This window comes from Pantoea deleyi (genome assembly GCF_022647325.1).
Lineage (GTDB): Bacteria > Pseudomonadota > Gammaproteobacteria > Enterobacterales > Enterobacteriaceae > Pantoea > Pantoea deleyi.
Genome location: NZ_CP071407.1, coordinates 67,355 through 90,823, shown reverse-complemented (window position 1 = coordinate 90,823; position 23,469 = coordinate 67,355). Strand labels below are relative to the sequence as shown.

The window sequence follows — 23,469 nt, the reverse complement described above, 5'->3', positions numbered from 1 at the left end:
AAACCGCTTCAGCTATTTATCATCGAAATAGTCAGCAGGCATCTGTCCCGGTGCCTGATTGATGACCTGATCGTTATCCGGCCCTTCGTTCTTCATGTACGTCACTTTCGCAAACTCAGGAATGATCACGTAGGGGTACGCCGGACCTTCGTCGCGGAAGCGGTGCATATCCTCTATAAAGTCGTTCTGATAGCAGATGGTTTTCTCCGGATGCTGCCCTTTTCCGGCAATCCACTGCGGGAAGAAAATTGTCCCGTGCAGCAGGGTGCGATTCAGGTCGAACAGCAGACTGACGCAGGTGCCGGTCGGCTCGTGCCAGTCTACTTTGTAGATCCCTGGCGCAAACTGTACGGCGTGCATCGTCTGATGAGTGACCCAGCGGCCACCCACCAGCCCCTGATGGATCCGGTAGTCGCAGGTGGTTTCGTTTCGCGCGTACCACTCATATTTCCAGCCATTATCATAGGTATAGACAAAATGCGTGCCAACGAACCGGGAGAGATCGCTGGAGATAGCCTCTGGGGAATCTGTGGACATTTTAACCTCGGTAATCTGGCGCCTCAGACGGGCGTACATGGCATAAGAACAAACAGGAGCGTGCATCGTTAGTTATTGACTATGGCGCAACGGAGGCGTTTCGCCACCCCCTCTATCCAGACGGCGGTGATTACAGACTATCCTGCGCAGGAGAGTAAGGGAGCTGTCCTGAGACAGAGAGAGAGCCTGCGCGCGGTAAAGGTTATCGCTGGCGGATTACCGCACCCGAACGCCAGAAAGAGAAAAGCCCTGACTGAGACAGCCAGGGCTTTCAGGTTACTACCGATTTAACATTTACCATTAACTGACTTAATTAAAAGATACAACTCAGGTACTGCTATTAATGAACAGATTCTGCGGATAAAAGCGAACAGGTTTAAAATGTCGCTGTTATTAACGGTTTTAACCACCTGATAGTCTTTTATGAAACGAAGACAGGTCAGGCCCGTATAAATCTGCACACCCCCATCGCGATATATACTCTTTGATGCGTTGCCTTACTTTCATTACGACGTTTAAACCGCAATCGTATCCTGTCGTAAAGTCACGTTCAGAACTACGAGGCCTGACATCATCGCGACGCGAAACTGCTTAACTTCGACTCAATTTAACAGGGTTATCAGTAATTAACGAACAGTGTCTGACATGGTTGTTAACAGAAACACCGGTTACATAAATACAATCGCTGACCGGTACCGTTGACTCAGAACCCTTTCAGTTCTGATTAATCAGGACAGCTATACGCCGCTGACAACTCTTAATCTACGCAGATAAAAAAGGTTGTCAACACTGGTTTTAAAACCATGTTTAAATTTTCAGTTAATTGCGCTTAATAGCGTTTTTAAGACCAGATCTGGCCTTTTTTATAACGGATAGCATTAACAAAAACGCTATTCTATTCGTTCCAGATAGTTCAGCGGGTCACTATTTATTCTGCAACCTGATGCAATAAAAAAGGCGCCCGCAGGCGCCCTCTCAGAATCAATCTCTGCTTATTTTGCCAGGTTCGACAGCAGGACTTTCGCGGTTTCCGCTGAGGAGCCGGGGTTCTGTCCGGTGATTAGCAGACCATCCTGCACGGTATAGGATTGCCAGTCATCCCCGCGTGAATAGAGGCCACCCTTCTCTTTCAGCGCATCTTCCACCAGGAACGGCACCACGTCGGTCAGGCCTACACCCTCTTCTTCGCTATTAGTGAAGCCGGTGACCTTCTTACCGTTAACCAGCGGTGTGCCATCCGCATTTTTAACGTGACGCAGCACGCCAGGCGCATGACAGACCAGCGCAACGGGTTTGCCCGCCTGCAGGGTCTGCTCAATCAGCGAGATGGAGTGCGCGTCGTTCGCCAGATCCCACAGTGGACCGTGACCGCCCGGATAGAAAACGGCATCGTAAGCGGCCTGATCGACGGTATTCAGCGGCGCGGTTGAGGCCAGCGCGGCCTGCGCTTCGCTGTCGGCATGGAAGCGGCGGGTCTCATCCGTCTGAGAATCAGGTTCATCACTTTTCGGATCAAGTGGAGGCTGCCCCCCTTTCGGGGAAGCCAGCGTAATCTCAGCACCCGCATCCAGAAACGCATAATAAGGTGCGGCAAGCTCTTCCAGCCAGAAGCCGGTTTTCTTACCGGTGTTACCCAACTCATCATGCGAGGTCAAAACCATTAAAATTTTCATTTCCGCTCCATTTCACAGTCAGTGGTTGAGGTTCAGGAATTGTCAGAATCGGCGTTTGCATCGCCCCCTTCTGCGTTGACCCATTAACTATGGCGGGCTCCCGACTATTTATGTAATTTATTTCTTCAATTTCAGCTATTCACAAAGCATTATAGCTTAATGAAATATGACCTGAATTTACTGCCCGTACTGCTGGTGATGATGGAAGAGCGCAACGTCACCCGCGCCGCCGAGCGGCTGGGTATTACCCAGCCCGCGCTCTCCAATGCGCTCAACCGGCTTCGCGACACCCTCAACGATCCGCTATTTATCCGTGAACGTTACGGGATGCGGCCGACGCCAAAAGCAGAGCAGCTGGCGCAGGTGGTGAGTGTTGCGCTCTCCTCTATCGATAATGTCATTCTTGGTCAGCAGGACTTTGATCCGCTTCAGGCAACCCGCCTCTTTACACTCGCGCCGAACAGCTACGTCGAGTTCATTATGATGCCCGCGATTGTGGCACGCCTGCGGGTCTGTGCGCCCGGCATTCGCCTGCGCCTGACGCCGTTTGGTAATGACGTCACCGAAACCGGTGTGATTTCCGGTAATACCGATATGGTACTGGGGCGTATCGTTGATCCTCCCGACAATCTGGTGGTCCAGCACCTGATGAATGAGGGGCTGGCCTGCGTCGTCCGCGCTGACCATCCGCTGGTGGGCGACACCCTCAGCGCCGACCTCTATGAGCAACTCAGGCACGTCAACGTCCTGCCGCCCGGCCGTATGCGTGCCGGTCTGTATCAGGCGCTGGAACAGCGTGGCCTGCGTCGTCAGGTTGCCGTCTCGGTCACTCACTTTCTGGCTGTGCCTGAAATGATCGCCGTAACGGACTACTGTGCCACCCTGCCGCGCCTTATCTGCCAGCATCTGTCGAGAGACACGCGTCTCCGGATTGTGCCCGCGCCGGTCGACCTTGGTACTTTCCCGGTGGAGATGGGCTGGCATGCGCGCTATCGCGAGGATCCGGCCCATCGCTGGTTCCGTTCGCTGATGGTGGAAACGGCGCAGGCACTCGCCGATCCGCTGATAAACGGGTGATCGGACGCCGTTAAGTGCCGCAAGAAAAATGGGTCTTAGGGGGCAAGCGCTGCATCCTCAGAGCATAAAGGCGTGGCGGTCTGGACGTCAGGAATGTGGCGATGAGCAGGCGGAACCTGTTTACTGCCACACTTAATTACTGGCCTCTGCCTCGGGTTGCAAATAACTTTCAAGTCTGATCAGGCTGATCCGGATGGGGAAGATAAGTCACGCGTTCATTTATTCTGTACTCTTCTGGCGAACCAGCGCATTAAGGTAGAGCGGGAAGAGAATGGATTATCACCCCGATTAACCTTTAATCGTTGGCAACATAATGAACCGTCTGATTAATGCTGCTTTGACAGCGAAAATTTTTATAGGTAATTCTCAGAAAGTGACACCTGCATATTGAATCATCACCCTCCTTACGCCATTTCTCGTCCCCACGACGAAAATGGTATATCAGTGCAGCCTTTTCACGAGTCAGATCACAGAATTGACTCAGACCTGCCTGAGTAAATTGATCACGCGCATATCAAACACGCCAGGCATATTTACATAAAACCAAATGGCCTTTAGGTTAAATAACGCAAAAATGAGATAACCAAAAGGACGTGGTTATGCAACACAACAATCAAATAATAAGCTATTTACAGGCAAATGACATCCTGGCAAAGAAACTTGATTATGCCTTTCACGGGGTAAGCGATGCCGTCTCACATCAGATAGGAACGGTTGGGGCAGGCCTGCAGCGCGCCCTCTTTTACACATCATGTTTCACGACAGAATATCAGACGGTCTGCCAGCAACAGAGAAGTGAAGATATCCGATTCATGAAGGCTGCTCTTAAGTTAGTTCATCACGGTCATGTCGTGAGCACTCTGCTCAGCCTCTATTTTGATGAGATATTCAGAGACAGAACCGCCAGCCATCTGGCGTGGATTAAACGATCGTTAATGGCACTCAATATTCATATAGCCGCCAGTCATTTAACGCAGCATGGCTTTGCTTTAGCAGTGACGGCAACTATAGCGGCTGGCGTAAACGCAAGTCTTAACATGAGCGTGCTGGCTGGCCGCAGGGCCGGGAACGTTTTCGCGGTTGCCGGAATATATGGAACCATTCAGAACGCCGCAGAGTGCGCTGACCGGTTACATTATACACTGCCAGCCTATTATAACGCTCTGTATGCAGCTGAACTGGAGATGATGTACTTTCTCATTGCCCCCCTGTTTGAGCGGTCCGGGGCAATCAGAAATGCATGGCCATCTGATAAGGAAATAACAGATATCATCACTAAGATGATTCGGTAAGTGGATGATGAAAAACATACTGAAAAGAGTATTCAAGCGAATAGTTAAATCGATGGCTGAGGTATATGGCCCGCCGGTTATTTGCTTTGCTTTTGCGATGATTTTTATCAGCATCTTTCCCGACGGACCTTACTGGCCTATCCCCGTTTTTATCATTCTGGTAATAATCTATTTCCCGCGGTTCGTTAAATGGTAAGGACGATTTTGCCGCCACCCTGACTTTATAAGGAAATAACATGTCCACACCCGCTCACTTATGGCTCGAAGATGAAAAGGGCTCACCCATCATAGGCAGTTGCCAGATGCCGCTCCGGCTTGGCTCCATCGAATTAAAATCATTTTCACACCATGTCACGATACCGGTCGATCCGTCATGGGGGAAATTAACGGGAACGCGCGTTCACAGTCCCGTCACCATCGTGAAGGAGTTTGACAGGACAACGCCCATTCTTTATCGCGGCGTCTGTGAAGGCCGGACGTTTAAAAAAGGCGTCATTAAAATGTACCGCATTACTGAGTCAGGCACGGAGGCCGAGTATTTTAACATCCTGCTTGAGAATATAAAAATAACCACCGTCTCGCCTTATCTCGCCCCCAATGGGCTGAGCAGCACGCACCTTGAGACACTGGAATTACGGTATCAGGCTATCACCTGGAAATATGTTGATGGCAACATATTTTACCGTGACTCGTGGAATGAACTGGCAAGGTGTTAACAATCAGGTGCAAACCTGGCAGCATAAGCCAGTGCGCGGGCAGTCACTGTGCTCACCTGCCTGCCAGCAGTGAACGTGTCGACGTCAGGATTCCGGGTCGCCCGTTGCTGGTCTGCCATGTCTGTTTAATTCCCTGGCAGATCGGTCATGATCCGCTGCTTTACCCAGGCGCATGCCATCAATTCATGACTTCTTCTCCGGCGGCACCCGTAAAAAAGGCTGCCCTTAAGGCAGCCTTTTCTCTGCAGACTCAGGCGAGCCGGGCGGTGGGAGAATGGCCGGTGCGCCACCACAGAATCAGCGCTGCCAGAGCGATGACGCCGAGGACCGCAAAAGCGGTGCTGTAGGAGTAACGCGCAGCGATCACCCCAGTCATCGCGGGGCTCAGCGCCGCGCCTGCGCCCTGCATCAGCATAATGACACTCTGACCGGCGTTGACGTGCCCCGTTCCGCGCAGCAGGGAGACGATATAACCCGGCACCGCCACGCCGAGGATCCCGGCCGCAACGCCATCCAATACCTGAACGGGAATCACAAAGATCGGCCCGGCAAAACTCGCCGCGATAACGGCGCGCAGCGGCAGAATCATCAGGGCAATCAGGATGAACAGGCGAAAACCGTGCGTTTCGACCCGCTTAGAAACCCACAGCGCGACCGGAATCATGACCAGCTGCGAGATCACCACCGTGGCCGCCGCATAGAGACCAGGACTGACCGCTGCCTGCCCTCCCGCTGAGGCGACGCGCATGCTCAGCATCGGCAGCAGCGCGGCATTGGCCAGATGGAACAGCAGGAGCGTCAATCCAGCGACCAGCAGCGCCGGTTTGCGCATCAGCACGCCCAGGCTCAGCGCGGGCTGGCGTTCCTCATGCTGTTCATAGCCACGCGCGACCTCGTTATCGATCTCATCCCCGCGTATCGCCAGCGTGGCGAAGGCGGCGAAGATCGCCATGACCGTCATCAGAATAAACACGGCCCCCATTCCCCAGTACCAGGCAGAGAACCCGGCCAGTAAAGCCGCAATAGTGTTACCGCCATGATTGAAGGCTTCGTTGCGGCCCATCTGCTGGTTAAAGCCGCGCTGACCGGTCAGCCCCAGCGTGATCCCTGCCACGGTCGGGCCGATAAAGGCCGCCGCAATGCCTGCGACGATCTGCGACACCATCGCCGTCCAGGTCTGATTGCTGTACCACAGCAGCAGCGTTGCCACGGTAATGACCAGGCAGCCCACCAGCACGATCATCTTTTTATGGCGGGTGGCGTCGGCGGCGATCCCGGCCGGAAGCGTGGCAAGAAGGCCGGCGATGCCGCCACAGGTCATCACCAGACCGATCTCGTCAGGACGCCAGTGTCGCTCCGTCAGAAAAATGCCCAGAAATGGCCCCAGACCGTCGCGGACGTCGGCCAGAAAAAAGCTCATCAGACAGAGCGCGAAGAGTGAACGCTGAGACATAGTGTTTCCCTGGAAGGTAAGTGTTAAAGACTGTTGCGCTTCGGTTAAAAGGGAAATTATGTGTTACAACGAGGAAAGTCACCTTTCGTTATAGTAACAAAATGAAAAAGGCCATCCGGCACGCTGTCCGGATGGCCCTTCAGGGATGAATCCCTGGCGTCGGGATTACTTATCGGTGCCGAAACCCTGCTTCAGCAGTGCAGGCAGAACATCCGGGAAGTAGATGTGCTTGTAGTAGCCGCTGACGCTGTCGCTCCAGCTTTCACCGTCGCTGCGACCGATGTTTTTCCAGTGCTGAACCATCTCTTCGTTATAGGCAGCGATCTGCTGCTCCAGGCCCTGTGTCCGGTAGGTCTCATCATGGCGGAAGGTCGCCAGCGGTAAGCGCGGTTTCTGATGCGCCGGCTCATCCACATGTCCGATCACCACACCTGCGACCGGGAAGGTCAGCGGCGGCAGCTCCAGCAGTGAAATCATCGCCTGCGGGTCGCGGCGGATCCCGCCAATCGGTACGATGCCCAGACCCTCTGCCCGCGCGGCCGCCATGACCGATCCCAGCGCGATACCGATGTCTGTTGCGCCCGATACGATGCTCTCGATGCTCTGATGGGCGATCTGCTGCTGGTCAACCGCCTCGATCGCGACCGCCGATTTGTGCATATCCAGCACGAAGGTAATGAAGATCGGGGCTTTGGCGATCCACGGCTGGCCGCCCGCAATGGCAGCGATCTCGGCGCGGCGTCCGGCATCACGGGTGATGACGACCGAAACCTGCTGCGAGTTTACGGATGTTGGCGCGCGGTAAGCGGTGCTGATAATCCGATCCAGCACAGCCTCGTCGACCGGCTGATCGGTAAAACTGCGTTCACTTTTATGACTTGTAAAAATATCAATCAGATCGCTCATGGTTCCTCCCATTTAAAGCGCAAGAATAGCAGTAAGTCACCGTGAAAAACTTAACCGCACTGGTCATGCGGGTGTGCCATATTCAGTTACCCCAGCGACTTTTCAGATAGTCCACTGCCTGCTGCGTCTGTGGCTGATTCAGATAGTTCTCTCTGAACAGGATCGTGCCGCTGATATTGGGATTCGATTCGTTGAGATCGAGCTGCTTTTTCAGTTCCGGCACCCCGCCCTGACGCGTCCAGTCGGGCTCCATCTTCGAAGGCTCCCCCACTTTATAGAGGGCCAGGCCGATATAGAGTCGGGTGTGGGTCGGTTTCACCACCTCTGCCCACCAGTTCGCCAGCACGTCGTAACGGGCGGCCTGACGGGAAAAAGGCCAGTAGAGCTGAGGCGCGATGTAATCCAGCAGGCCCTGCTGCACCCAGCGGCGGGTATCTGCAAAGGCTTCATCGTAGGCCGCCGCCCCGCGCGTGTCGGATCCGGCAGGGTCGTGTGACAGATTGCGCCAGACGCCCGCCGGGCTGACGCCAAATTCCACGCCCGGCTTCAGCTGCCGGACGGTGCGTGAAACCTGCTCGATCAGCTGCTGAGTGTTGTTGCGCCGCCAGTCCGCTTTGCTGGCAAACCCCTGACCGTAGCGGGCAAACGTCGGGTTATCGTTGAGCAGCGAACCGGCAGATTCCGCATAGAAGTAGTCATCGAACTGCACACCGTCGACGGGATAATGGGCGACCACCTCAGCCACGATGCTGGTGATCCAGTCGCGTACCTCGGGAATGCCGGGGTCGAGCACGTAGCGGTCGCCTGCGGTACGGATCCAGTCCCGGTGCAGGACATAAACGCTGGCCGGATGCAGCGACAGCGTGCGGTTGAGTTCGCTGACGGTTGAGGGTTTGGTGTTAACCGAGACCCGGTAAGGGTTGAACCAGGCGTGGACTTTGATGCCGCGTTTGTGCGCCTCATCCAGCATAAACTGCAACGGATCATATCCCGGGTCCTGACCAATCTGTCCGGTCAGCATATCGGACCAGGGCAGAATTTTTGAGGGCCAGAGCGCGGTGGCATCCGGCTTTACCTGGAAGAATACGGTGTTAATTCCCAGGCTTTTCAGCTTATCCAGTTTCTCAATCAGCGACTGCTGCTGCAGGCGGATACGCTGAGCCGGAGAGGTGCCGTTGACCGAGGCGACGGGTGGCCAGTCAAGCCGCGACACCGTCGCCAGCCAGACCCCCCGCATCGGTTCCTGAGCATGTGGCTGAACGGGCTGACCCGGCGCCGGCAGGGGCTGTTTGCTGACGGGGGGAAACGGGGTGACCAGCGAGCGCGGCGGCTCAGATGCGCAACTCGCCAGCAACAGCGCCGCAGCCAGCACGGCGCTTCGCTTCACGGCGGTTCTGGCCGCTGCAGAAAAGGGATTAGGGGCGATCATAGACTCCGGTATTCTCTGGTCGGAACGCAAAGAGGGCTATTCTCGGTGACTCTGATTAAATGTCAATGCGTTAGCTCAAGGACGGCCCCGAAACCGCCCCGGCTGAAACGCCGTTACCCCTGCGGCGTGAATGTGATCCCGGCCGACGCCAGGCAGGCTTTCAGCGTGCCGAAGGCATCCTGACACTGGCGCTCATTGACGCAGGCGTACCCCAGCAGCAGCCCGCGCGTCTCCTGAGGATGCATATAATATTGCGAAAGTGGCCGCACTTTGACCCCGCGCTTCAGCGCCTCGGCGGCGATAGCCACATCGTCACTGCCCGGCGGCAGCGGCATCACCAGATGCAGCCCCGCCTCATGATTAAAGGTGGGCAGAAACGCGGGTCCCAGGTAGCGCTCAATCAGCCTGCACAGGAACTGACGCCGCTGGCGATAGAGCAGTCGCATCCGCCGGATGTGCTCCATATAGTGGCCCAGACGGATAAACTCCGCCAGCGCCCGCTGGATCAGCAGATGTCCACCGCGATAGAGTTCCGCGGCGGCGAGGCGCAGCGGCTGCGCCAGCGTTTTGGGCACCACCAGATAGCCGATCCGCAGCGCGGGATAGAGCGTTTTACTGAAGGTGCCCATGTAAATCACCGGGGCATCCGCTTCCAGCCCCTGCAGCGCGGGGTGCGGCTGCCCGGAAAAACGAAACTCACTGTCGTAATCATCCTCCACTATCCAGCTCTGATGGCGACGCGCCAGGGCGATCAACGCCTGACGGCGGGCGAGGCTCAGGTGCACACCCAGCGGATACTGGTGCGAGGGCGTGACGAAGACCATTTTCGGCGCCGGTCCGCTGTCCGGCACCAGCCCCTGCTCATCGACCGGCATGGCCCGAATCTTCAGACCATTCATGCGCAGCAGGTTGCGGGTGCCCCAGTAGCCCGGCTCCTCCATCCAGACCCGATCGCCTGGGTCGCAGAGCACCCGCGTAACCAGATCAACCGCCTGATGCACGCCTTCGGTGATCAGGATCTGGTCCGCATCGGCCCGCACCGACCGGGCAACCCGCAGATAATCGACCAGCGCATGCCGCAGATCGGGACAGCCCCCGCCGCTGCTGTAGACCAGTCGATGCACGTCAGGCTCACGGTTTAACCGCGCCTGAATCTGGCTGAAGAGTTTATGGGGAAATTCGGTCACGTCCGGCGCGCCGGGCACAAACGCCCCCCACTGCCAGGGGGAGGCGTTGGCATGACCGAGCAGCGAGGCGCCGCGTTTCGACAGCGTGGCCGGACGCTGTGCTCTGACCGCCTGCAGGTCGGCCACCGCCTCACTCTGCAGCGAGGTTTCCGGCAGCGTCTCGGCGATCCAGGTGCCACTGCCGGTGCGTGCGGTGACATACCCCTGCGCCATCAGACTTTCATAGACGTGCATGACCGTGTTTCGCGACACGCCCAGTTCACGCGCCAGATCCCGCGTTGCCGGCAAACGGCTCCCGCGCGGAAAGACCTCTTCCGCGATCGCGGCCTGCATGCAGTTCAGCAGCCGCTGATGTAATGAGCCTGTTCTTAAAAACTGTAACCGTGCTAATAGATGATCTGCGTACAAGAGTCGCAATTGGCTCCACCTTTCCTCTCACAATTGGCTCTGGCAACTCACCTCGCCTCAGGCATAAATAAACGTGTTTGTCGGGAATTGTAAATACGCAACTGAACGAGGTGGATTAAATGAGCGAAAAAAATAACCTGATGCAGCAGCGCAAAGCACAGGCTCTCCCTAAAGGCATCGGTACGCTGTGCGACTGGTACGTTGCCCGGGCAGAAAACGCCACCTTATGGGATCAGGCAGGGAACAGCTGGATCGATTTCGCGGGCGGCATTGCCGTGCTGAACACCGGCCACCGTCATCCGCGCATTGAGCAGGCGATTGCGGATCAGTTAACAAAGTTTACCCATACCGCCTTCCAGATTACGCCGTATGAAAGCTATGTCGCGCTGGCTGAGCGGATTAACCAGCGTGTGCCGATCGCCGGTCCGGCGAAAACGGCCTTCTTCACCACCGGTGCCGAAGCCGTCGAAAACGCCGTTAAAGTGGCGCGTGCCTTTACCCGTCGTCACGGCATCATCACCTTCGGAAACGCGTTTCATGGCCGTACCTTCATGACGATGGCGATGACCGGCAAAGTGGCTCCCTATAAGCGTGACTTCGGTCCGATGCCGCCTTCCGTCTTCCATGCCCGCTATCCAAGTGCGGTTCAGGGGATCAGCATCGAAGCCGCACTCACCAGCCTCGATGAAATTTTCACCCAGGATATCGCCCCGCATGATGTAGCGGCGATCGTGCTGGAGCCGGTTCAGGGCGAAGGCGGTTTCCACGCCGCGCCGGTGGAATTTATGGTGCAGCTGCGTGAGCTGGCTGATCGTCACGGCATCCTGCTGATTGCGGATGAAGTGCAGAGCGGCTTTGCCCGTACCGGTAAGCTGTTTGCGATGGAACACTATCCCGTGAAGGCCGACATCATCACCATGGCGAAAAGCCTGGCAGGCGGGATGCCGCTCTCCGCCATCGCCGGACGTGCAGAGGTGATGGATGCCCCTGCGCCGGGTGGTCTGGGCGGCACCTACGCCGGTAACCCGCTGGCCATTGCCTCAGCCCATGCGGTGCTGGATGTGATCGAAGAGGAGCAGCTCTGTCAGCGCGCCGTGGATCTCGGCGCCCGGCTGGAAGCGGAGCTGCAGGCGCAGCAGCGCAGACACCCGGACATTGCCGAAGTGCGTGCGCTGGGATCGATGGTGGCGATGGAGTTCTATCAGGCCAGCACCGCCCAGGCGGTTCAGAAAATGGCGATGGAACAGGGCCTGCTGCTGCTGACCTGCGGCGCAAAAGGCAACGTCATCCGCTTCCTCTACCCGCTGACCATTCCGGATGCCCAGTTCAGCCAGGCGCTGACCATCCTCTCTTCGGTGATCAATCACTGTGTCGCCTCAGCCGGACATCCCGTCGTTCCGGCCTGATTCCACTGTGCGTTAACGCAAGTTCATCCCCGTTCGTCCGGCCCCTGGGCCGGACGTCGCCTGGAGACGTTTACATGACGATGACTCAGAGTGCGAATGAAGATTCGCTGGCTCAAAACCTGAAACCGCGCCACGTGCGTATGCTCTCAATCGCGGGCGTGATTGGCGCCGGGCTGTTTGTCGGATCCGGCCACGCTATTTCGGAAGCCGGTCCCGCGGTGCTGATCTCCTATGCCGCCGCCGGTGCGCTGGTGGTACTGATTATGCGGATGCTGGCCGAGATGGCCGTCGCCTCACCCGATTCGGGCTCCTTCTCAACCTATGCGGACAAGGCGCTGGGCCGCTGGGCCGGCTTCACCATCGGCTGGCTCTACTGGTGGTTCTGGGTGCTGGTGATCCCGCTGGAAGCCAATGCGGCCGGAACGATCCTGCACGCCTGGTTCCCTGAAGTGGCTATCTGGCAGTTTACCTTTGCAATTACGCTGCTGCTGACCATCACGAATCTGCTGAGCGTGAAGAATTATGGTGAGTTTGAGTTCTGGTTTGCCCTGATCAAGGTGGTCGCCATTATTCTGTTCCTGGCGGTGGCGGGTGCAGCCGTATTCGGCCTGCTGCCCGACAGCAACACCAGTGGCCTGTCGCACCTCTATGACACGCACGGCTTTATGCCAAACGGGATGGGCGCGGTCGTGGCGGCTATCCTGACCACCATGTTCTCCTTTATGGGCACGGAGATCGTGACCATCGCCGCCGCAGAGTCAAAAAATCCGGGCAAACAGATCACCCAGGCTACTAACTCCGTTATCTGGCGTATTGCCCTGTTCTATCTGCTGTCGATTTTCTTCGTCGTCGCGCTGGTGCCGTGGAACACACCGGGGCTGGTTGAACAGGGTTCATGGCAGACGGTGTTGCAGGCGATGAATATTCCGCACGCCCGACTGATTGTCGATCTGGTGGTGCTGATGGCGGTGTGCAGCTGTCTTAACTCAGCGCTCTACACCTCATCGCGCATGCTCTACTCCCTGTCGCGCCGCAAAGATGCGCCCGCCGCCGCCTCACGGACCAACCGCAGCGGTACCCCCTGGGTTGCAGTGCTGCTCTCTACGGCCGCCGCGTTTCTGGCCGTGATCGCCAACTACGTGGCGCCCAGCGTGGTGTTTGAGTTCCTGCTGGCGACATCAGGTGCGATTGCCCTGCTGGTCTACCTGGTGATCGCCGTTTCGCATCTGGTGCTGCGTAAGAAACGCGAGAAAGCGGGTGAAGTGCTGGGTTACCGGATGTGGTTATTCCCCGGTCTGACGTGGTTCACCATCCTGTTCATCTCGGCGGTCCTGGTGATCATGCTGTTTGATGCCAGTCATCAGGCTGAATTGGTGGCTACCGGCGGACTGACCCTGCTGATTATTGCCACCAGCCTGGTGCTGCGGCGTAAAAAAGAGACGCGACCGGCGACCCAATATTTTACGCAGCGAACGTCTGATCCATCCTGACACCGTCACAGTGTCAGTGATCCTTAAAATTGTGCCCGCCCCTGATAAGGCGGGCATTTTTCTGTCAGGCGCAAAAGCCTGTGGGCCTCTCGCAGACAGCGCTATTCTCCTGCTATTCGCTTAAGCATGGCCCGTAACGCGTCCGTTTATTTTCAGTGAAAATCAGGAAGACGATTTAAAGATAGGTGACTTCAATAATCCCCTTACTTTTATCCGGATTAATCCAGTGCATCTTTATTTCAATCGGTAAGCCGGTCAGTGTTTCTGGCTTCATCAGGTCGGCGGTTTTAACGATTGCTTTACCGCTGGCCGGATCGAAACAGTCAAATTCCACCGGATTCTGCGTGAGGTTCATATCGCAGGAGCCATTGGTGATAGCGCCCGTAAAGATGATGGTGCCTGCCTGAGAGCCTGCGCTGGCAGGCACGGCCAGCGTGGCCAGTAGCGCAGCGAGGCAAAGTGAGAAGCGTAATTTCATAGCGTGTCCTCCAAAGGTGGTATTACCCTTTATCGGCCCACACAATAAAAAGTTAAGCACGAAACAAATTATTATTCGTAAACTTCAGGTTATTTTCCTTATTATAAACTACTCACCTCGCCTGATAAATTTTCATCACCGCATCACCCGTTAACGCAACAGTTAATTTAATTTGCCCGTGAGAAACGTGAAATTTTTACGAAACTCAAATTATCGACGAGAAATAAGGTATCCGGATGGCTGCAGATAACCTCAGGTTTGAATATAAAAAAACGCTCAGCCTGTTGATTCTACGTGACATGAACGCGGAATATAAACAGGATGAAAAGTGCTATATTCTATGTCAAAACCCCAGTCTCATTCCGGTTATTTTATTAGTATGCGGCAAAGGCTTTCAGGAAGTCGTGCTCCCTGTGTCGTATCATGAATTATCATCAATCGTTCCAGACAGGGTTACCGCTTATTCCAGAAACTGACTGAAGCGCAACAGATAACCGTCCGGATCCTGAACCAGAAACTCCCGCTGACAGGCGGTGGTCCCGCCGATGTCATAGTGGCTGTCGCGTAACCCACGGAAGAGCGCGACCTCGTGCTGCTCCAGCCGTCGCAACACCCCCCCGATATCATCCACTTCGATCTGGAAATTGACGCCCCGGCCCAGCGGCCAGCTCAGTCCGCCGGTGTTCCAGCCCTGCGGGTGCCACGCCTCAATCATCAGCTGTGCCCGCCCGTAACAGAGGTAAGCAAAATCGGGCTGCTGACGAACGATCCTCGCCTCAAAGCCCAGAATTTCGGTATAGAAACGGAACGACGTGGCAAAGTCTGTGACGGTAAGTTCCGGCACCATCGGGTTCCAGTCCTGTTCCTGTTCGTTAGTCATAAAACGTCCTTTTTTCAGTGGCGCCCGCAATGGTGTTCAGTCGCGGAGTCGGGTCTGCAGTTCATCCAGCATCAGACGCAGCGCGGCAGACTGATGCTCGCGCGACAGATAGAGCCCCCAGATGCCGATGCGTTGCGGCTCATAGTCTGGCAACAGTCTGACCAGTTTCCCGGCCGCCAGCGCCTGTCGCGCCTCCTGCTCCGGAACCATCGCAATGCCGCAATGTGCAATCGCCGCCTCACACAACAGCGATGAGATACCGGCGCTGAAATTCCCCCTGACGGCGACCGCCACCTTCTCCCCGGCTGCTGTCGTAAAGTGCCAGCTTTGCCCGGCAAAGCGGCTGTAGTAGAGGCAGTTATGTTCAGAGAGGTCGCCAGGCGTCTGCGGCGTGCCGTACTGTAGCAGATAGTCGGGGGAGGCGCAGAGTACCGAGCAGCACTCGCCGAGCCGGCGGGCAATCGCGCCTGGCTCAGGCGCATCGGTGATGCGGATAGCAAGGTCGATCCGTTCACCGATCAGGCTGACCGGCTGATTGTTAATGTCCAGTTCGATGCGCAGCGCCGGATAGCGGGCGAGAAAATCGGGGATCGCCGGACCGACAAGATGCAGCGCGGTAAAGTGGGCGCAGGCGATGCGCAGCGTCCCCGCCGGGATCCCCTGGGTGGTTTCCTGCTCTATCGCCTCGGAGAGCACGGCCAGCTGCCGGGTCTTTTGCAGGATCGCTTCTCCGGCGGGCGTCAGGGTCAGCCGGCGCGACGACCGATGCAGCAGGCGGGTTCCGGCCCACTTTTCCATCTCTTCCAGATAGCGGCTGACCATTGGCCGGGAAATCCCGAGCGCGCGTGAAGCCGCGCTCAGGCTACCCAGTTCACATATGCGGTTAAACACGGCGGCCGCCGTAACTCTGTCCACTCTCACCTGCCCGAATTATGAAACTCAGCATCTCCGATTGCGGGAATTCTAACAGATAAACAGATGCGTAAAATAGCACCACTGACATGCGAACGTGCCCGGCCGCTGACTGAACCGGGCCATACCCTCTGAGGAGTTACGATGAAAACGCTGATCTACCCTGCCATGCTGATGCTGGCTTCCTCTGCCGCCGGTGCAGCCACGCTGCAGCTGGAAACCTATAACCCCCAGACGAACGCGATCTTCCCCGTCTCCTCCACGCTGGTTTCCGGCCCAACCGAAGCGATTCTGTTCGATGCCCAGTTCAGCATCCAGGATGGCGAGAAGCTGGTGGAGATGATTAAGAAGAGCAATAAAAAGCTCAAGGAGATCGTGATTACCTCTGGCGATCCTGACTTCTACTTTGGCCTGCAGCCGATCATGAAAGCCTGGCCGGATGTGAAGGTGGTGGCCGCACCCGCCGTCGTGAAGCATATCCAGCAGACCCACGACGCCAAGCTGAAATACTGGGGCCCGCAGATGAAAGAGGGCGCGCCGGATAAACTCTTCCTGCCCGATGTGACGCATCAGACCCGCTTCAGCATCGATGGTGAAGTGCTGGAGCTGCGTCATCCTGACCAGTACGCCGCCTATATCTGGATCCCTTCGGTGAGCACGATTCTGGGCGGCACGGCGCTCTCCTCCGGCATTCACGTCTGGACAGCGGACACGCAGAGCGCGGAGAGCCGCGCAGCGTGGCGGCATGTCCTGACCGAGATGCAGGGGCTGAAGGCCAGGAATGTGATTCCGGGTCACTATCTGGGTGCGCGCCCTGCCGGCTCGCAGGCGGTCGATTTCACGCTCAGCTACCTGCAGAGTTTTGAGAAGGCGCTGTCCCGGCACAAAAAGTCTGATGCGGTGATTGCTGACATGACGCAGGCCTGGCCAGATCTGGCCGAACCGGGATCGCTGGAACTCAGCGCGAAAGTGAATACCGGCGAGATGAAATGGTAGGCGCGGGATCTGTGACGCGGCTGCGGCGCTGAGCCGCACCTGACATACAGCAGGCGCTACCGTTTTGCCAGGGAGCGCCTGTCGTCACGCGCCTGTAGCCGGGCCTCAGCGGGCGTCGGGAAAATATAATCATAGAGATCGCGATAGAAACTCAGGTTCTTCAGTAATCCCTCCTGAATCGCCTTCGTGATGTCTTTGATCAGGAATGCCTGCGTGGTGTTAAAGTTGGTCATACTGAAAAAGGCTTTGTCATAGACGTTCACCACGCCCTCCCATTTCATTACCTTCTCCTCCGGGGAGGCGCCCTCCGCCGCGACGAATATCCCTTTATGCGACTTCACCCCCTGTTTACTGACGTAGGTGGTCAGCGCGTCATAGCCACGCTTGTTGCGCCAGCGGCAGAATTCATAGGGCACGTCGTAATGCGGCAGGACAAAGTCCGGACTGCGGAAGTGCTCATCGCCTAGCAATCCATCCAGCGTGACCGTGAAATGCAGAAAGTCCTGCAGAAAGTCGAACTGGCGGGTTTTGGTCAGCGTGACGTTGATGCGGTAGTGACCGGCCTGAACATACCAGTAGTTGGTGAAGCCGGTGACCAGAATGGTGAACGCCTGCCAGTCACTGAGTCGTCGATCCCCCGCCAGCCCCCTGAAACGGCTGATCATCAACCGTGATTTGGGATGCTGATACGCTTTCAGCAGCGGATCGTTCATACCTTTCAGTAACATCAGGCACACTCCTTGATAGATTGCGCTTATCCTGCCACGCCCTGATCGGGGTGAAAAGTGTCGTTGTTCTGAATGTGGTCGCGCCGCAGTGGCCAGCGGCATAATGTGATGGGGGAAGCTGCGTTGATTTCAGTCAGCGCTTACCCGCCCATCGTCAGCGGGCATGTTGATGTGGCCCTGAACGATGGCTTCACGCAATTGTGTGACCAGTCGCCGGACCTTTTCGGAAATGAATCGGGCATCGGGGAAAACGGCATAAAGATAGCGGTCCGGGAGTCGCCAGTCGGGCAGGATCCTTACCAGCCTGCCGGATGAGAGCGCCTCTGCGCCAATCAGGGTCTGTAATCCGCCGATACCTAATCCGGCTTCCAGCGCCTTCATGAGCGCATCACTGTTGTTGGAGCGCAGCACGGACCCGACGGACACTGATATCCGTCCTGTTTCCGACACCAGGTGCAGCGGCGCCTCAGGCGATACGCCGTTAAAACGGATATGGGGATGACGCTGTAGCTCCTCGGGTGCCTGCGGGAGGCCGTTCCGCGCCAGCCAGTCAGGAGAGGCCACCAGCACAGTTTCAACGGTAGCCAGCTGACGGGCAGCGAGCGCGGCGGGAGGTGACTCGCTAAGACGAATCGCCACATCCACACCCTCCGCGATAAGATCTGACAGCCGATCCTCAAGCGATATGTTCAGATGCAGCCCAGGGTGGGCCTGCTGAAATGAAAGCAGATGCGGCATCAGACGCTGCCCTATGCCACTCGGCAGCTGAATATGCACTCCGCCCCGAAGTGGCAGTGCTTCAGGTTGTAACTGCTGCTCCAGCTCTTCCATTGCGCCCAGCAGGTGCCTGACCTGCTGCAGATAATGCTGGCCCTTTTCCGTCAGCGCCATAGTTCGTGTCGTGCGATGTATCAGGACCACGCCTAATGCCTCTTCCAGCGCGGCGATTTGCTGACTCACCGCTGACTGCTTCATGCCATTTTGCCGCGCGGCTGATGAAAAAGATCCCGCTTCAGCCACACGGATGAAGGTCTGAATGGCCGTCAGTTTATTCTGCATTTATCTTTTTTCCTGATAAGTGACATCGGTTTCAGGGGATTTAATCAGAAATAAACGCAGGTGAGAATGCGACATCGCCTCTTCTGACAGGGTAAACATGATGACAACGACACAGAATAAGAAGGTTGCGCTGATAGCCGGTGCCAGCGGCACGGTAGGTCAGCAACTGACTCGGGCGCTGGTGGCTGATAAGTGGCAGGTCATCGCGCTGACGCATCGTTCTGCCTGTGACACAGGCGGCACTGAGACGCTGGAGGTGGATCTGCTGGACAGGCAACAGAGTGAGCACCGGCTTGCCTCCCTCACCAGCGTCACACATCTCTTCTACAGCGCCTGGCTGAATGGCGCTGACTGGGCGGCGATGGCTGGACCTAATCTGACGATGCTGCAGAATCTGGTTCGGGGAGTGGAAGCTATCGCGCCCCTTGAGCACGTCAGCCTGATGCAGGGATATAAAGTCTATGGCGCCCATCTCGGCCGGTTTAAAACGCCTGCTCGGGAAAGCGATCCCGGCGTGCCGGGTGCCGAATTTAACGCCGCCCAGCTGAACTGGCTTACTGCTCAGCAACAGGGTAAAGCCTGGTACTGGAGTGCGCCCCGGCCCGGCGTGGTCGGCAGCGATCGGCCCGGCAACAGCATGAATCTGGCGCTGAGCCTGGCGCTCTATGCATCAATTTGCCGTAAAACGCGGCTGCCGTTTCGGTTTCCGGGATCGGCCGAAACCTGGCACAGCATGATCGATTTTACGGATGCGAGCCTGCTGGCCGGGGCGACAATCTGGGCGGCGCGCTCACCCAACGCGCGAAATCAGGCATTCAATATTAACAATGGCGATCTCTGGCGCTGGAGCGAACTCTGGCCAGTCATCGCAGGCTGGTTTGAACTGGAGATCGCACCGCCGGTTTCCCTGTCGTTTCGTCAGATGTTTCGGGATTATCGTGCGTTATGGCAGCAAATCGCCGCCGAGAGCGCCCTGGTTCAGCCGGATATTCTGGCGCTCAGCGACGGGACCTTTGCAGATTTTGTTTTTGGCTGGGACTACGACATGTTCGCGGATGGCAGCCGGATCCGGCGAGCCGGCTTTAACGGGTATCGCGCCACCGATGAGATGTTCTGCGATCTGTTTGCCCGCTTCAGGGCGGCGCGCATCATTCCGTAACGCCTGCATAGGGTGCTGACGCAGAGCACCCGTTTCGCCTCTGCGTCCGGTCAGGATTAGCGTCCTTTTTTCTTCCGTCCGGGCTGAGCAAAACGCTTGCGGGAAGCGCCGCTGGCGTCCGCTTTCTCCGCCGGTTTTGCCGCACTTTTCTGCGGTTTTCTGGCCGGGGCTTTCGCTTTCTTTGCGGGTTTATCTTCTGACGAGGAGTTTTCCAGCAGTTTAAACAGTTCAATCAGTTCGTCGTCGGTCAGATCGCGCCATTCACCCAGCGGTAATCCCCTGAGATTGACGTTCATGATGCGCGTGCGTTCCAGCTTCGTCACTTCATAGCCAAAATGTTTACACATGCGACGGATCTGCCGATTCAGCCCCTGCACCAGGGTGATGCGGAAGACAAACGGCGCTTCCTTTTTGACTTTGCACTTTTTAGTGACCGTGCCCAGCATCGGCACGCCTGCACCCATCCCGGCGATAAACTCATCGGTGATCGGTTTGTCCACCGTGACCACATACTCTTTTTCGTGATTGTTCCCGGCGCGCAGGATCTTATTGACCAGATCGCCGTGGTTGGTGAGGAAAATCAGGCCCTGGGAATCTTTGTCGAGCCGGCCAATCGGGAAGACGCGTTTGCTGTGGTTGACGAAATCGCTGATGTTATCGCGTTCGCCCTCTTCCATCGTCGTAATAATCCCCACCGGCTTGTTCAGGGCAATCAGCACCAGGTCGTCTTCGTCGCGCGGTTCGATAAGCTGACCATTGACCTTCACTACATCGCCTGCAAACACCTGCGCGCCCACAGTAGCGCGTTTGCCGTTAATGAAAACGTTGCCCTGCTCGATGAAACGATCGGCGTCGCGACGGGAGCAGATACCGCTCTCGCTGATGTATTTGTTGAGACGAGTTGATGAGCCAGTCAGCATGATTCCTCCAAAAAACGCGGACTATACCTTACCGGCGGGGGCTTGCGAAGCCTTTGCACGGGAAACTTTTGCCCGGCCTGGCCCGCCGCATGACCGCAGACGTTCACAGCGCAATCGCCATCTCCATACAGCGCAGATCGCTGCCCGCCAGCTTTGAAGGATAGAGACTTTCACCCAGCGCCCGGAAGCCGTGCCGCTGATAAAAACTGACCGCATTTGGCGTCGACGCCAGCGTCAGCTGCGGATAGCCACGCTGGCGTGCCTCCGCTTTGAGGGTGTCGAGGATCAGCCCCGCCATGCCCTGCCCGGTGCAATCCGGCCGCGTGAAAATCGCTTCGACGCTGGCGGCGGCGAGATCGAGCGCGCCGGTGGAGACCGGTTCCCCGTCAGGGCCGTCGATCACAAAAAACGGATTCTCGCGGATCATGGCGGGAAAGCTGACCGGCATCCTGTCCGGCGTCCAGGCGGCGATAACATCCGCGGGATAGACCTGCTTACAGCCATGACGGATGGCAAGATTGCGGATATGCCATAAACGGTATGCCTCTTCGGGTGACGCCTGTCTGACAATCATGCTGCTCTCCGGCCCGGAAACGTGACCGCTACGTTATCACATTGTCTTTCGGGCTTCTGCAGCGGCCTGACACATGCGCCGTCGCGATTTCTTCCTGCCGCGACGGCCCACGCTCAGCGCGATCAGAAACGGGCGTTCAGCCCGACATTCCAGCTCACCTGATGCGTATCACTGTTGCCCGCCACCGTCGAGACGCCCGCGAACGCATTGACCGACGTGCCGAGCGGCACGCTTGCGCCAGCGGCCATAGCAATCCAGTTATCATCACGGGAACTGCTGCGGCGGGTAAAGGCGGTGCGGGTCGATTTCAGCCCGGCGGTCACGGCCGACTCGCTATCGCCGAACTGATGGTTATAGCTCACCTGCGCCCAGGGATTGACCGGCAGGGCCTGGGTGTCGATGCGCCAGCCCAGCGAGCCGATCTGTGAATGCAGGGTCTGATCGCCAAAGCGCATCGCCGTACTGCTGTTCCCCGCCTCTTTATAGCCATCGACCTGGGTATAGTCGAGCGCATAGCTGGCCATCGGGCCGGTGGAGACATAGCGGCCCAGCGGCAGATCCCAGCCGGTCTGGAGCCGCATGCCCATCAGGCTGCCGTTGCTGCTGCCCTTTTCGGTGCGGGTTGCCGGTCCCAGCCGGACCTGACGCGCGATGTGATCAAAATCGAGATCGGCATAGTGGATATCCGCGTTAATCCATCCGCCATCGGGATGGCTGAACTGACTCCAGAGCGCCACCATGTTGCCGCGCAGGCGGTAATCAAAGCGCGACGAGGGTTGCTGGCGCTCAGAGGTGGTCGAGAGCATCGCACCCGCCTGCCAGTTATCGCTGAGCTGATAGCCCACACCCACGGTGCCGGTGGCGCTGGTGGCATCGCCATCCTGCAGGCTGTCGCCGCGAAAATCACGCCGCTGTCCGGCATAGCCGCCAAACATCGTGACGTCTCCCGCGTCGGCGGGTTGATGACGCTGCTGCTGCAGGTGACCATCCAGCGTGTTGTGCGCATCGCCCACCAGCATAGCGGGAGCCTGACTCAGCGCCGCCACCTGCAGCGGCGCATTCAGCACCGACAGGACATAGTCAGCAATCAGCGCATGAACCGCCGGGCTGGGGTGCAGGCGGTCAGCAAACAGATACTGCTGCGCCTGAGAAAATCCCGGCGTTGCGCTGGTGCAGTCCTTTGCAGAGACGCCCGGCGGGCAGGCCATACCGGCAGTGTTGCTGAGGCCATACAGGCCGGGGTTGTCGATCACTTCATTAAACAGCCCATTGATATCCACGCGGGCGATGTTACCGCCTGCGGCCACCAGCCCCTGCTCCTCCATCTGATTGTAGCGATCGGTGAGGAGCGCGGCCTGCTGGCTGAGCAGTTGCCAGGCGGCGATCAGCTGCTGCGCAATCGCATCGCGAATCAGCGGGATCGGGGAAATCTGTCCCGCCGCCTCGCTCAGTGCGGTCTCAATCGCCTGTTGCCTGGCGGCACGATCCGCCGTAGTGGCGGTGCTCAGCGACTGAAACAGCGCCGCCGTGGCAGGCTGTGCCGCTGGCCCCAGCACCTGCAGAATCGCCTGCAGCAGTGCAGGCGTTGCGCCTACGTTCGGCACCGTCGGCACAATGACCGTTCCGGCTCCGGCATTCAGCAACTGGCTGACCTGCAGGGCCGCGGCGCTGGCGCTGTTGTCCACAATCTGCCGGGCGGTCAGGGGCGATAACGCCGCCGCGGCTAAATCGTTGCCGCCAATCCAGTGAATATAGAGCCCGTCCGGGTCGGCCCGCCCGCCACGCGCTGCGAGGTAGTCCGCGAGCTGATCCTGGGTGTTAAACAGGGGGTCGATCGCGGGCACCGCCACGGCGCCGCCTTCCGCATAGTTGCGCCCGCCCTGCGATGAAGGCCGCAGGGTCTCGCCCAGCGACTGCGCCACAATCTCGTCATAGAGCGGATGGGTCGCGCCATCATAGGTATAACGTCCGACGTTTCCGCCGTCACTCAGGCTATCACCAAAGACGGTCAGGTTGTCCCAGGCCGCCGCAGGCAGCGGCGACAGCAGGCTCAGCGTGGCACAGCAGAAAAGGTATTGCGCGTGAAGGGGTTTCATCAGCAGCTCCGCACAAATCAAAAGGAAAGGAAAAAGGTCTGCGCTGCCCTCAGGGATCAGCACGCTGTAAGCGTAGTCGTCCTGAAAAATTGA

General features: G+C 57.4%; 21 protein-coding genes. 7 read left to right on the top strand and 14 right to left on the bottom strand.

Annotated elements, in window-relative coordinates:
- Window positions 1-12: 12 nt before the first annotated feature.
- Together J1C59_RS19750 and J1C59_RS19745 are read right to left on the bottom strand one after the other, a co-directional pair.
- The gene (locus tag J1C59_RS19750; protein ID WP_128086122.1) at window positions 13-537 is read right to left on the bottom strand and encodes a phenolic acid decarboxylase; all 525 of its coding nucleotides are present in this window, start codon (window positions 535-537) and stop codon (window positions 13-15) included.
- Window positions 538-1,529: 992 nt separating this feature from the next.
- The gene (locus J1C59_RS19745) at window positions 1,530-2,210 is read right to left on the bottom strand and encodes a type 1 glutamine amidotransferase domain-containing protein (protein WP_128086123.1); all 681 of its coding nucleotides are present in this window, start codon (window positions 2,208-2,210) and stop codon (window positions 1,530-1,532) included.
- A gap of 159 nt (window positions 2,211-2,369) precedes the next feature.
- Between J1C59_RS19745 and J1C59_RS19740 the strand changes: the two genes are divergently transcribed.
- The 3 genes from J1C59_RS19740 (at window position 2,370) to J1C59_RS19730 (ending at window position 5,295) form a co-directional block, all read left to right on the top strand.
- The gene (locus J1C59_RS19740; RefSeq protein WP_128086124.1) at window positions 2,370-3,287 is read left to right on the top strand and encodes a LysR family transcriptional regulator; all 918 of its coding nucleotides are present in this window, start codon (window positions 2,370-2,372) and stop codon (window positions 3,285-3,287) included.
- Window positions 3,288-3,886: 599 nt separating this feature from the next.
- Entirely contained in the window at window positions 3,887-4,579 is a 693-nt protein-coding gene (locus tag J1C59_RS19735; protein WP_128086125.1) for a hypothetical protein, read from the top strand.
- Between the two features lie 236 nt (window positions 4,580-4,815).
- Window positions 4,816-5,295 (top strand): Hcp family type VI secretion system effector, encoded by a 480-nt coding sequence (locus J1C59_RS19730; protein ID WP_128086126.1) that lies wholly within the window; start codon window positions 4,816-4,818, stop codon window positions 5,293-5,295.
- A 250-nt stretch (window positions 5,296-5,545) separates the two neighbouring features.
- Here the strand turns inward: J1C59_RS19730 and J1C59_RS19725 are convergent, their stop codons facing one another.
- The 4 genes from J1C59_RS19725 to pdxR form a co-directional block, all read right to left on the bottom strand.
- Window positions 5,546-6,748, bottom strand: coding sequence for an MFS transporter (locus J1C59_RS19725; RefSeq protein ID WP_128086127.1), 1,203 nt, complete (start codon window positions 6,746-6,748; stop codon window positions 5,546-5,548).
- Between the two features lie 165 nt (window positions 6,749-6,913).
- Window positions 6,914-7,654, bottom strand: a complete 741-nt coding sequence (locus J1C59_RS19720) for a nitroreductase family protein (RefSeq protein ID WP_111139556.1) — start codon at window positions 7,652-7,654, stop codon at window positions 6,914-6,916.
- Between the two features lie 82 nt (window positions 7,655-7,736).
- Window positions 7,737-9,083: a glycoside hydrolase family 10-like protein gene (locus tag J1C59_RS19715; RefSeq protein WP_140916859.1), complete on the bottom strand. Its 1,347-nt coding sequence runs from the start codon at window positions 9,081-9,083 to the stop codon at window positions 7,737-7,739.
- Window positions 9,084-9,196: 113 nt separating this feature from the next.
- Window positions 9,197-10,687, bottom strand: coding sequence for a MocR-like pyridoxine biosynthesis transcription factor PdxR (gene pdxR / locus J1C59_RS19710; RefSeq protein ID WP_208721835.1), 1,491 nt, complete (start codon window positions 10,685-10,687; stop codon window positions 9,197-9,199).
- Between the two features lie 110 nt (window positions 10,688-10,797).
- Here pdxR and gabT point away from each other — a divergent pair, with 110 nt between their 5' ends.
- Both gabT and gabP read left to right on the top strand, forming a co-directional pair.
- Complete coding sequence (gene gabT, locus J1C59_RS19705; RefSeq protein ID WP_128084638.1) at window positions 10,798-12,084, top strand: 4-aminobutyrate--2-oxoglutarate transaminase; 1,287 nt, start codon at window positions 10,798-10,800, stop codon at window positions 12,082-12,084.
- A gap of 74 nt (window positions 12,085-12,158) precedes the next feature.
- Entirely contained in the window at window positions 12,159-13,574 is a 1,416-nt protein-coding gene (gene gabP / locus J1C59_RS19700; RefSeq protein ID WP_128084637.1) for a GABA permease, read from the top strand.
- 175 nt (window positions 13,575-13,749) lie between these two features.
- Here gabP and J1C59_RS19695 read toward each other — a convergent pair whose 3' ends face one another.
- The 3 genes from J1C59_RS19695 to J1C59_RS19685 all read right to left on the bottom strand — a co-directional run bounded on the left by J1C59_RS19695 (window position 13,750) and on the right by J1C59_RS19685 (window position 15,847).
- Window positions 13,750-14,052, bottom strand: coding sequence for a type 1 fimbrial protein (locus J1C59_RS19695; RefSeq protein WP_128084636.1), 303 nt, complete (start codon window positions 14,050-14,052; stop codon window positions 13,750-13,752).
- Window positions 14,053-14,512: 460 nt separating this feature from the next.
- A complete protein-coding gene (locus tag J1C59_RS19690; protein WP_128084635.1) occupies window positions 14,513-14,932 on the bottom strand; it encodes a bleomycin resistance protein in 420 nt (139 codons plus the stop codon).
- 36 nt (window positions 14,933-14,968) lie between these two features.
- On the bottom strand, window positions 14,969-15,847 hold the full coding sequence (locus tag J1C59_RS19685) for a LysR family transcriptional regulator (RefSeq protein ID WP_128084634.1): 879 nt from the start codon (window positions 15,845-15,847) through the stop codon (window positions 14,969-14,971).
- Between the two features lie 141 nt (window positions 15,848-15,988).
- On the opposite strand from J1C59_RS19685, the gene J1C59_RS19680 reads away from it, so the two are divergent.
- Window positions 15,989-16,840, top strand: a complete 852-nt coding sequence (locus tag J1C59_RS19680; RefSeq protein ID WP_128084633.1) for a Vmh family MBL fold metallo-hydrolase — start codon at window positions 15,989-15,991, stop codon at window positions 16,838-16,840.
- Window positions 16,841-16,896: 56 nt separating this feature from the next.
- On the opposite strand, the gene J1C59_RS19675 is transcribed toward J1C59_RS19680, so the two are convergent.
- Both J1C59_RS19675 and J1C59_RS19670 read right to left on the bottom strand, forming a co-directional pair.
- Complete coding sequence (locus J1C59_RS19675) at window positions 16,897-17,568, bottom strand: hypothetical protein (RefSeq protein WP_128084632.1); 672 nt, start codon at window positions 17,566-17,568, stop codon at window positions 16,897-16,899.
- Window positions 17,569-17,697: 129 nt separating this feature from the next.
- Window positions 17,698-18,627 (bottom strand): LysR family transcriptional regulator, encoded by a 930-nt coding sequence (locus J1C59_RS19670; protein ID WP_128084631.1) that lies wholly within the window; start codon window positions 18,625-18,627, stop codon window positions 17,698-17,700.
- 100 nt (window positions 18,628-18,727) lie between these two features.
- On the opposite strand from J1C59_RS19670, the gene J1C59_RS19665 reads away from it, so the two are divergent.
- Window positions 18,728-19,786 (top strand): SDR family oxidoreductase, encoded by a 1,059-nt coding sequence (locus J1C59_RS19665; protein WP_128084643.1) that lies wholly within the window; start codon window positions 18,728-18,730, stop codon window positions 19,784-19,786.
- 56 nt (window positions 19,787-19,842) lie between these two features.
- Here J1C59_RS19665 and rluF read toward each other — a convergent pair whose 3' ends face one another.
- The 3 genes from rluF to J1C59_RS19650 form a co-directional block, all read right to left on the bottom strand.
- Window positions 19,843-20,706, bottom strand: a complete 864-nt coding sequence (gene rluF, locus J1C59_RS19660) for a 23S rRNA pseudouridine(2604) synthase RluF (RefSeq protein ID WP_128084630.1) — start codon at window positions 20,704-20,706, stop codon at window positions 19,843-19,845.
- Window positions 20,707-20,809: 103 nt separating this feature from the next.
- A complete protein-coding gene (locus J1C59_RS19655) occupies window positions 20,810-21,280 on the bottom strand; it encodes a GNAT family N-acetyltransferase (RefSeq protein ID WP_128084629.1) in 471 nt (156 codons plus the stop codon).
- Window positions 21,281-21,402: 122 nt separating this feature from the next.
- Window positions 21,403-23,376, bottom strand: a complete 1,974-nt coding sequence (locus J1C59_RS19650) for an autotransporter outer membrane beta-barrel domain-containing protein (RefSeq protein ID WP_128084628.1) — start codon at window positions 23,374-23,376, stop codon at window positions 21,403-21,405.
- Window positions 23,377-23,469: the final 93 nt, after the last annotated feature.

Bases quoted from the DNA above. Each gene is read 5' to 3' on its own strand.
- J1C59_RS19750 (WP_128086122.1), bottom strand. From the start codon at position 537: ATGTCCACAGATTCCCCAGAGGCTATCTCCAGCGATCTCTCCCGGTTC.
- J1C59_RS19745 (WP_128086123.1), bottom strand. From the start codon at position 2,210: ATGAAAATTTTAATGGTTTTGACCTCGCATGATGAGTTGGGTAACACC.
- J1C59_RS19740 (WP_128086124.1), top strand. From the start codon at position 2,370: ATGAAATATGACCTGAATTTACTGCCCGTACTGCTGGTGATGATGGAA.
- J1C59_RS19735 (WP_128086125.1), top strand. From the start codon at position 3,887: ATGCAACACAACAATCAAATAATAAGCTATTTACAGGCAAATGACATC.
- J1C59_RS19730 (WP_128086126.1), top strand. From the start codon at position 4,816: ATGTCCACACCCGCTCACTTATGGCTCGAAGATGAAAAGGGCTCACCC.
- J1C59_RS19725 (WP_128086127.1), bottom strand. From the start codon at position 6,748: ATGTCTCAGCGTTCACTCTTCGCGCTCTGTCTGATGAGCTTTTTTCTG.
- J1C59_RS19720 (WP_111139556.1), bottom strand. From the start codon at position 7,654: ATGAGCGATCTGATTGATATTTTTACAAGTCATAAAAGTGAACGCAGT.
- J1C59_RS19715 (WP_140916859.1), bottom strand. From the start codon at position 9,083: ATGATCGCCCCTAATCCCTTTTCTGCAGCGGCCAGAACCGCCGTGAAG.
- gabT (WP_128084638.1), top strand. From the start codon at position 10,798: ATGAGCGAAAAAAATAACCTGATGCAGCAGCGCAAAGCACAGGCTCTC.
- gabP (WP_128084637.1), top strand. From the start codon at position 12,159: ATGACGATGACTCAGAGTGCGAATGAAGATTCGCTGGCTCAAAACCTG.
- J1C59_RS19695 (WP_128084636.1), bottom strand. From the start codon at position 14,052: ATGAAATTACGCTTCTCACTTTGCCTCGCTGCGCTACTGGCCACGCTG.
- J1C59_RS19690 (WP_128084635.1), bottom strand. From the start codon at position 14,932: ATGACTAACGAACAGGAACAGGACTGGAACCCGATGGTGCCGGAACTT.
- J1C59_RS19680 (WP_128084633.1), top strand. From the start codon at position 15,989: ATGAAAACGCTGATCTACCCTGCCATGCTGATGCTGGCTTCCTCTGCC.
- J1C59_RS19675 (WP_128084632.1), bottom strand. From the start codon at position 17,568: ATGTTACTGAAAGGTATGAACGATCCGCTGCTGAAAGCGTATCAGCAT.
- J1C59_RS19670 (WP_128084631.1), bottom strand. From the start codon at position 18,627: ATGCAGAATAAACTGACGGCCATTCAGACCTTCATCCGTGTGGCTGAA.
- J1C59_RS19665 (WP_128084643.1), top strand. From the start codon at position 18,728: ATGACAACGACACAGAATAAGAAGGTTGCGCTGATAGCCGGTGCCAGC.
- rluF (WP_128084630.1), bottom strand. From the start codon at position 20,706: ATGCTGACTGGCTCATCAACTCGTCTCAACAAATACATCAGCGAGAGC.
- J1C59_RS19655 (WP_128084629.1), bottom strand. From the start codon at position 21,280: ATGATTGTCAGACAGGCGTCACCCGAAGAGGCATACCGTTTATGGCAT.
- J1C59_RS19650 (WP_128084628.1), bottom strand. From the start codon at position 23,376: ATGAAACCCCTTCACGCGCAATACCTTTTCTGCTGTGCCACGCTGAGC.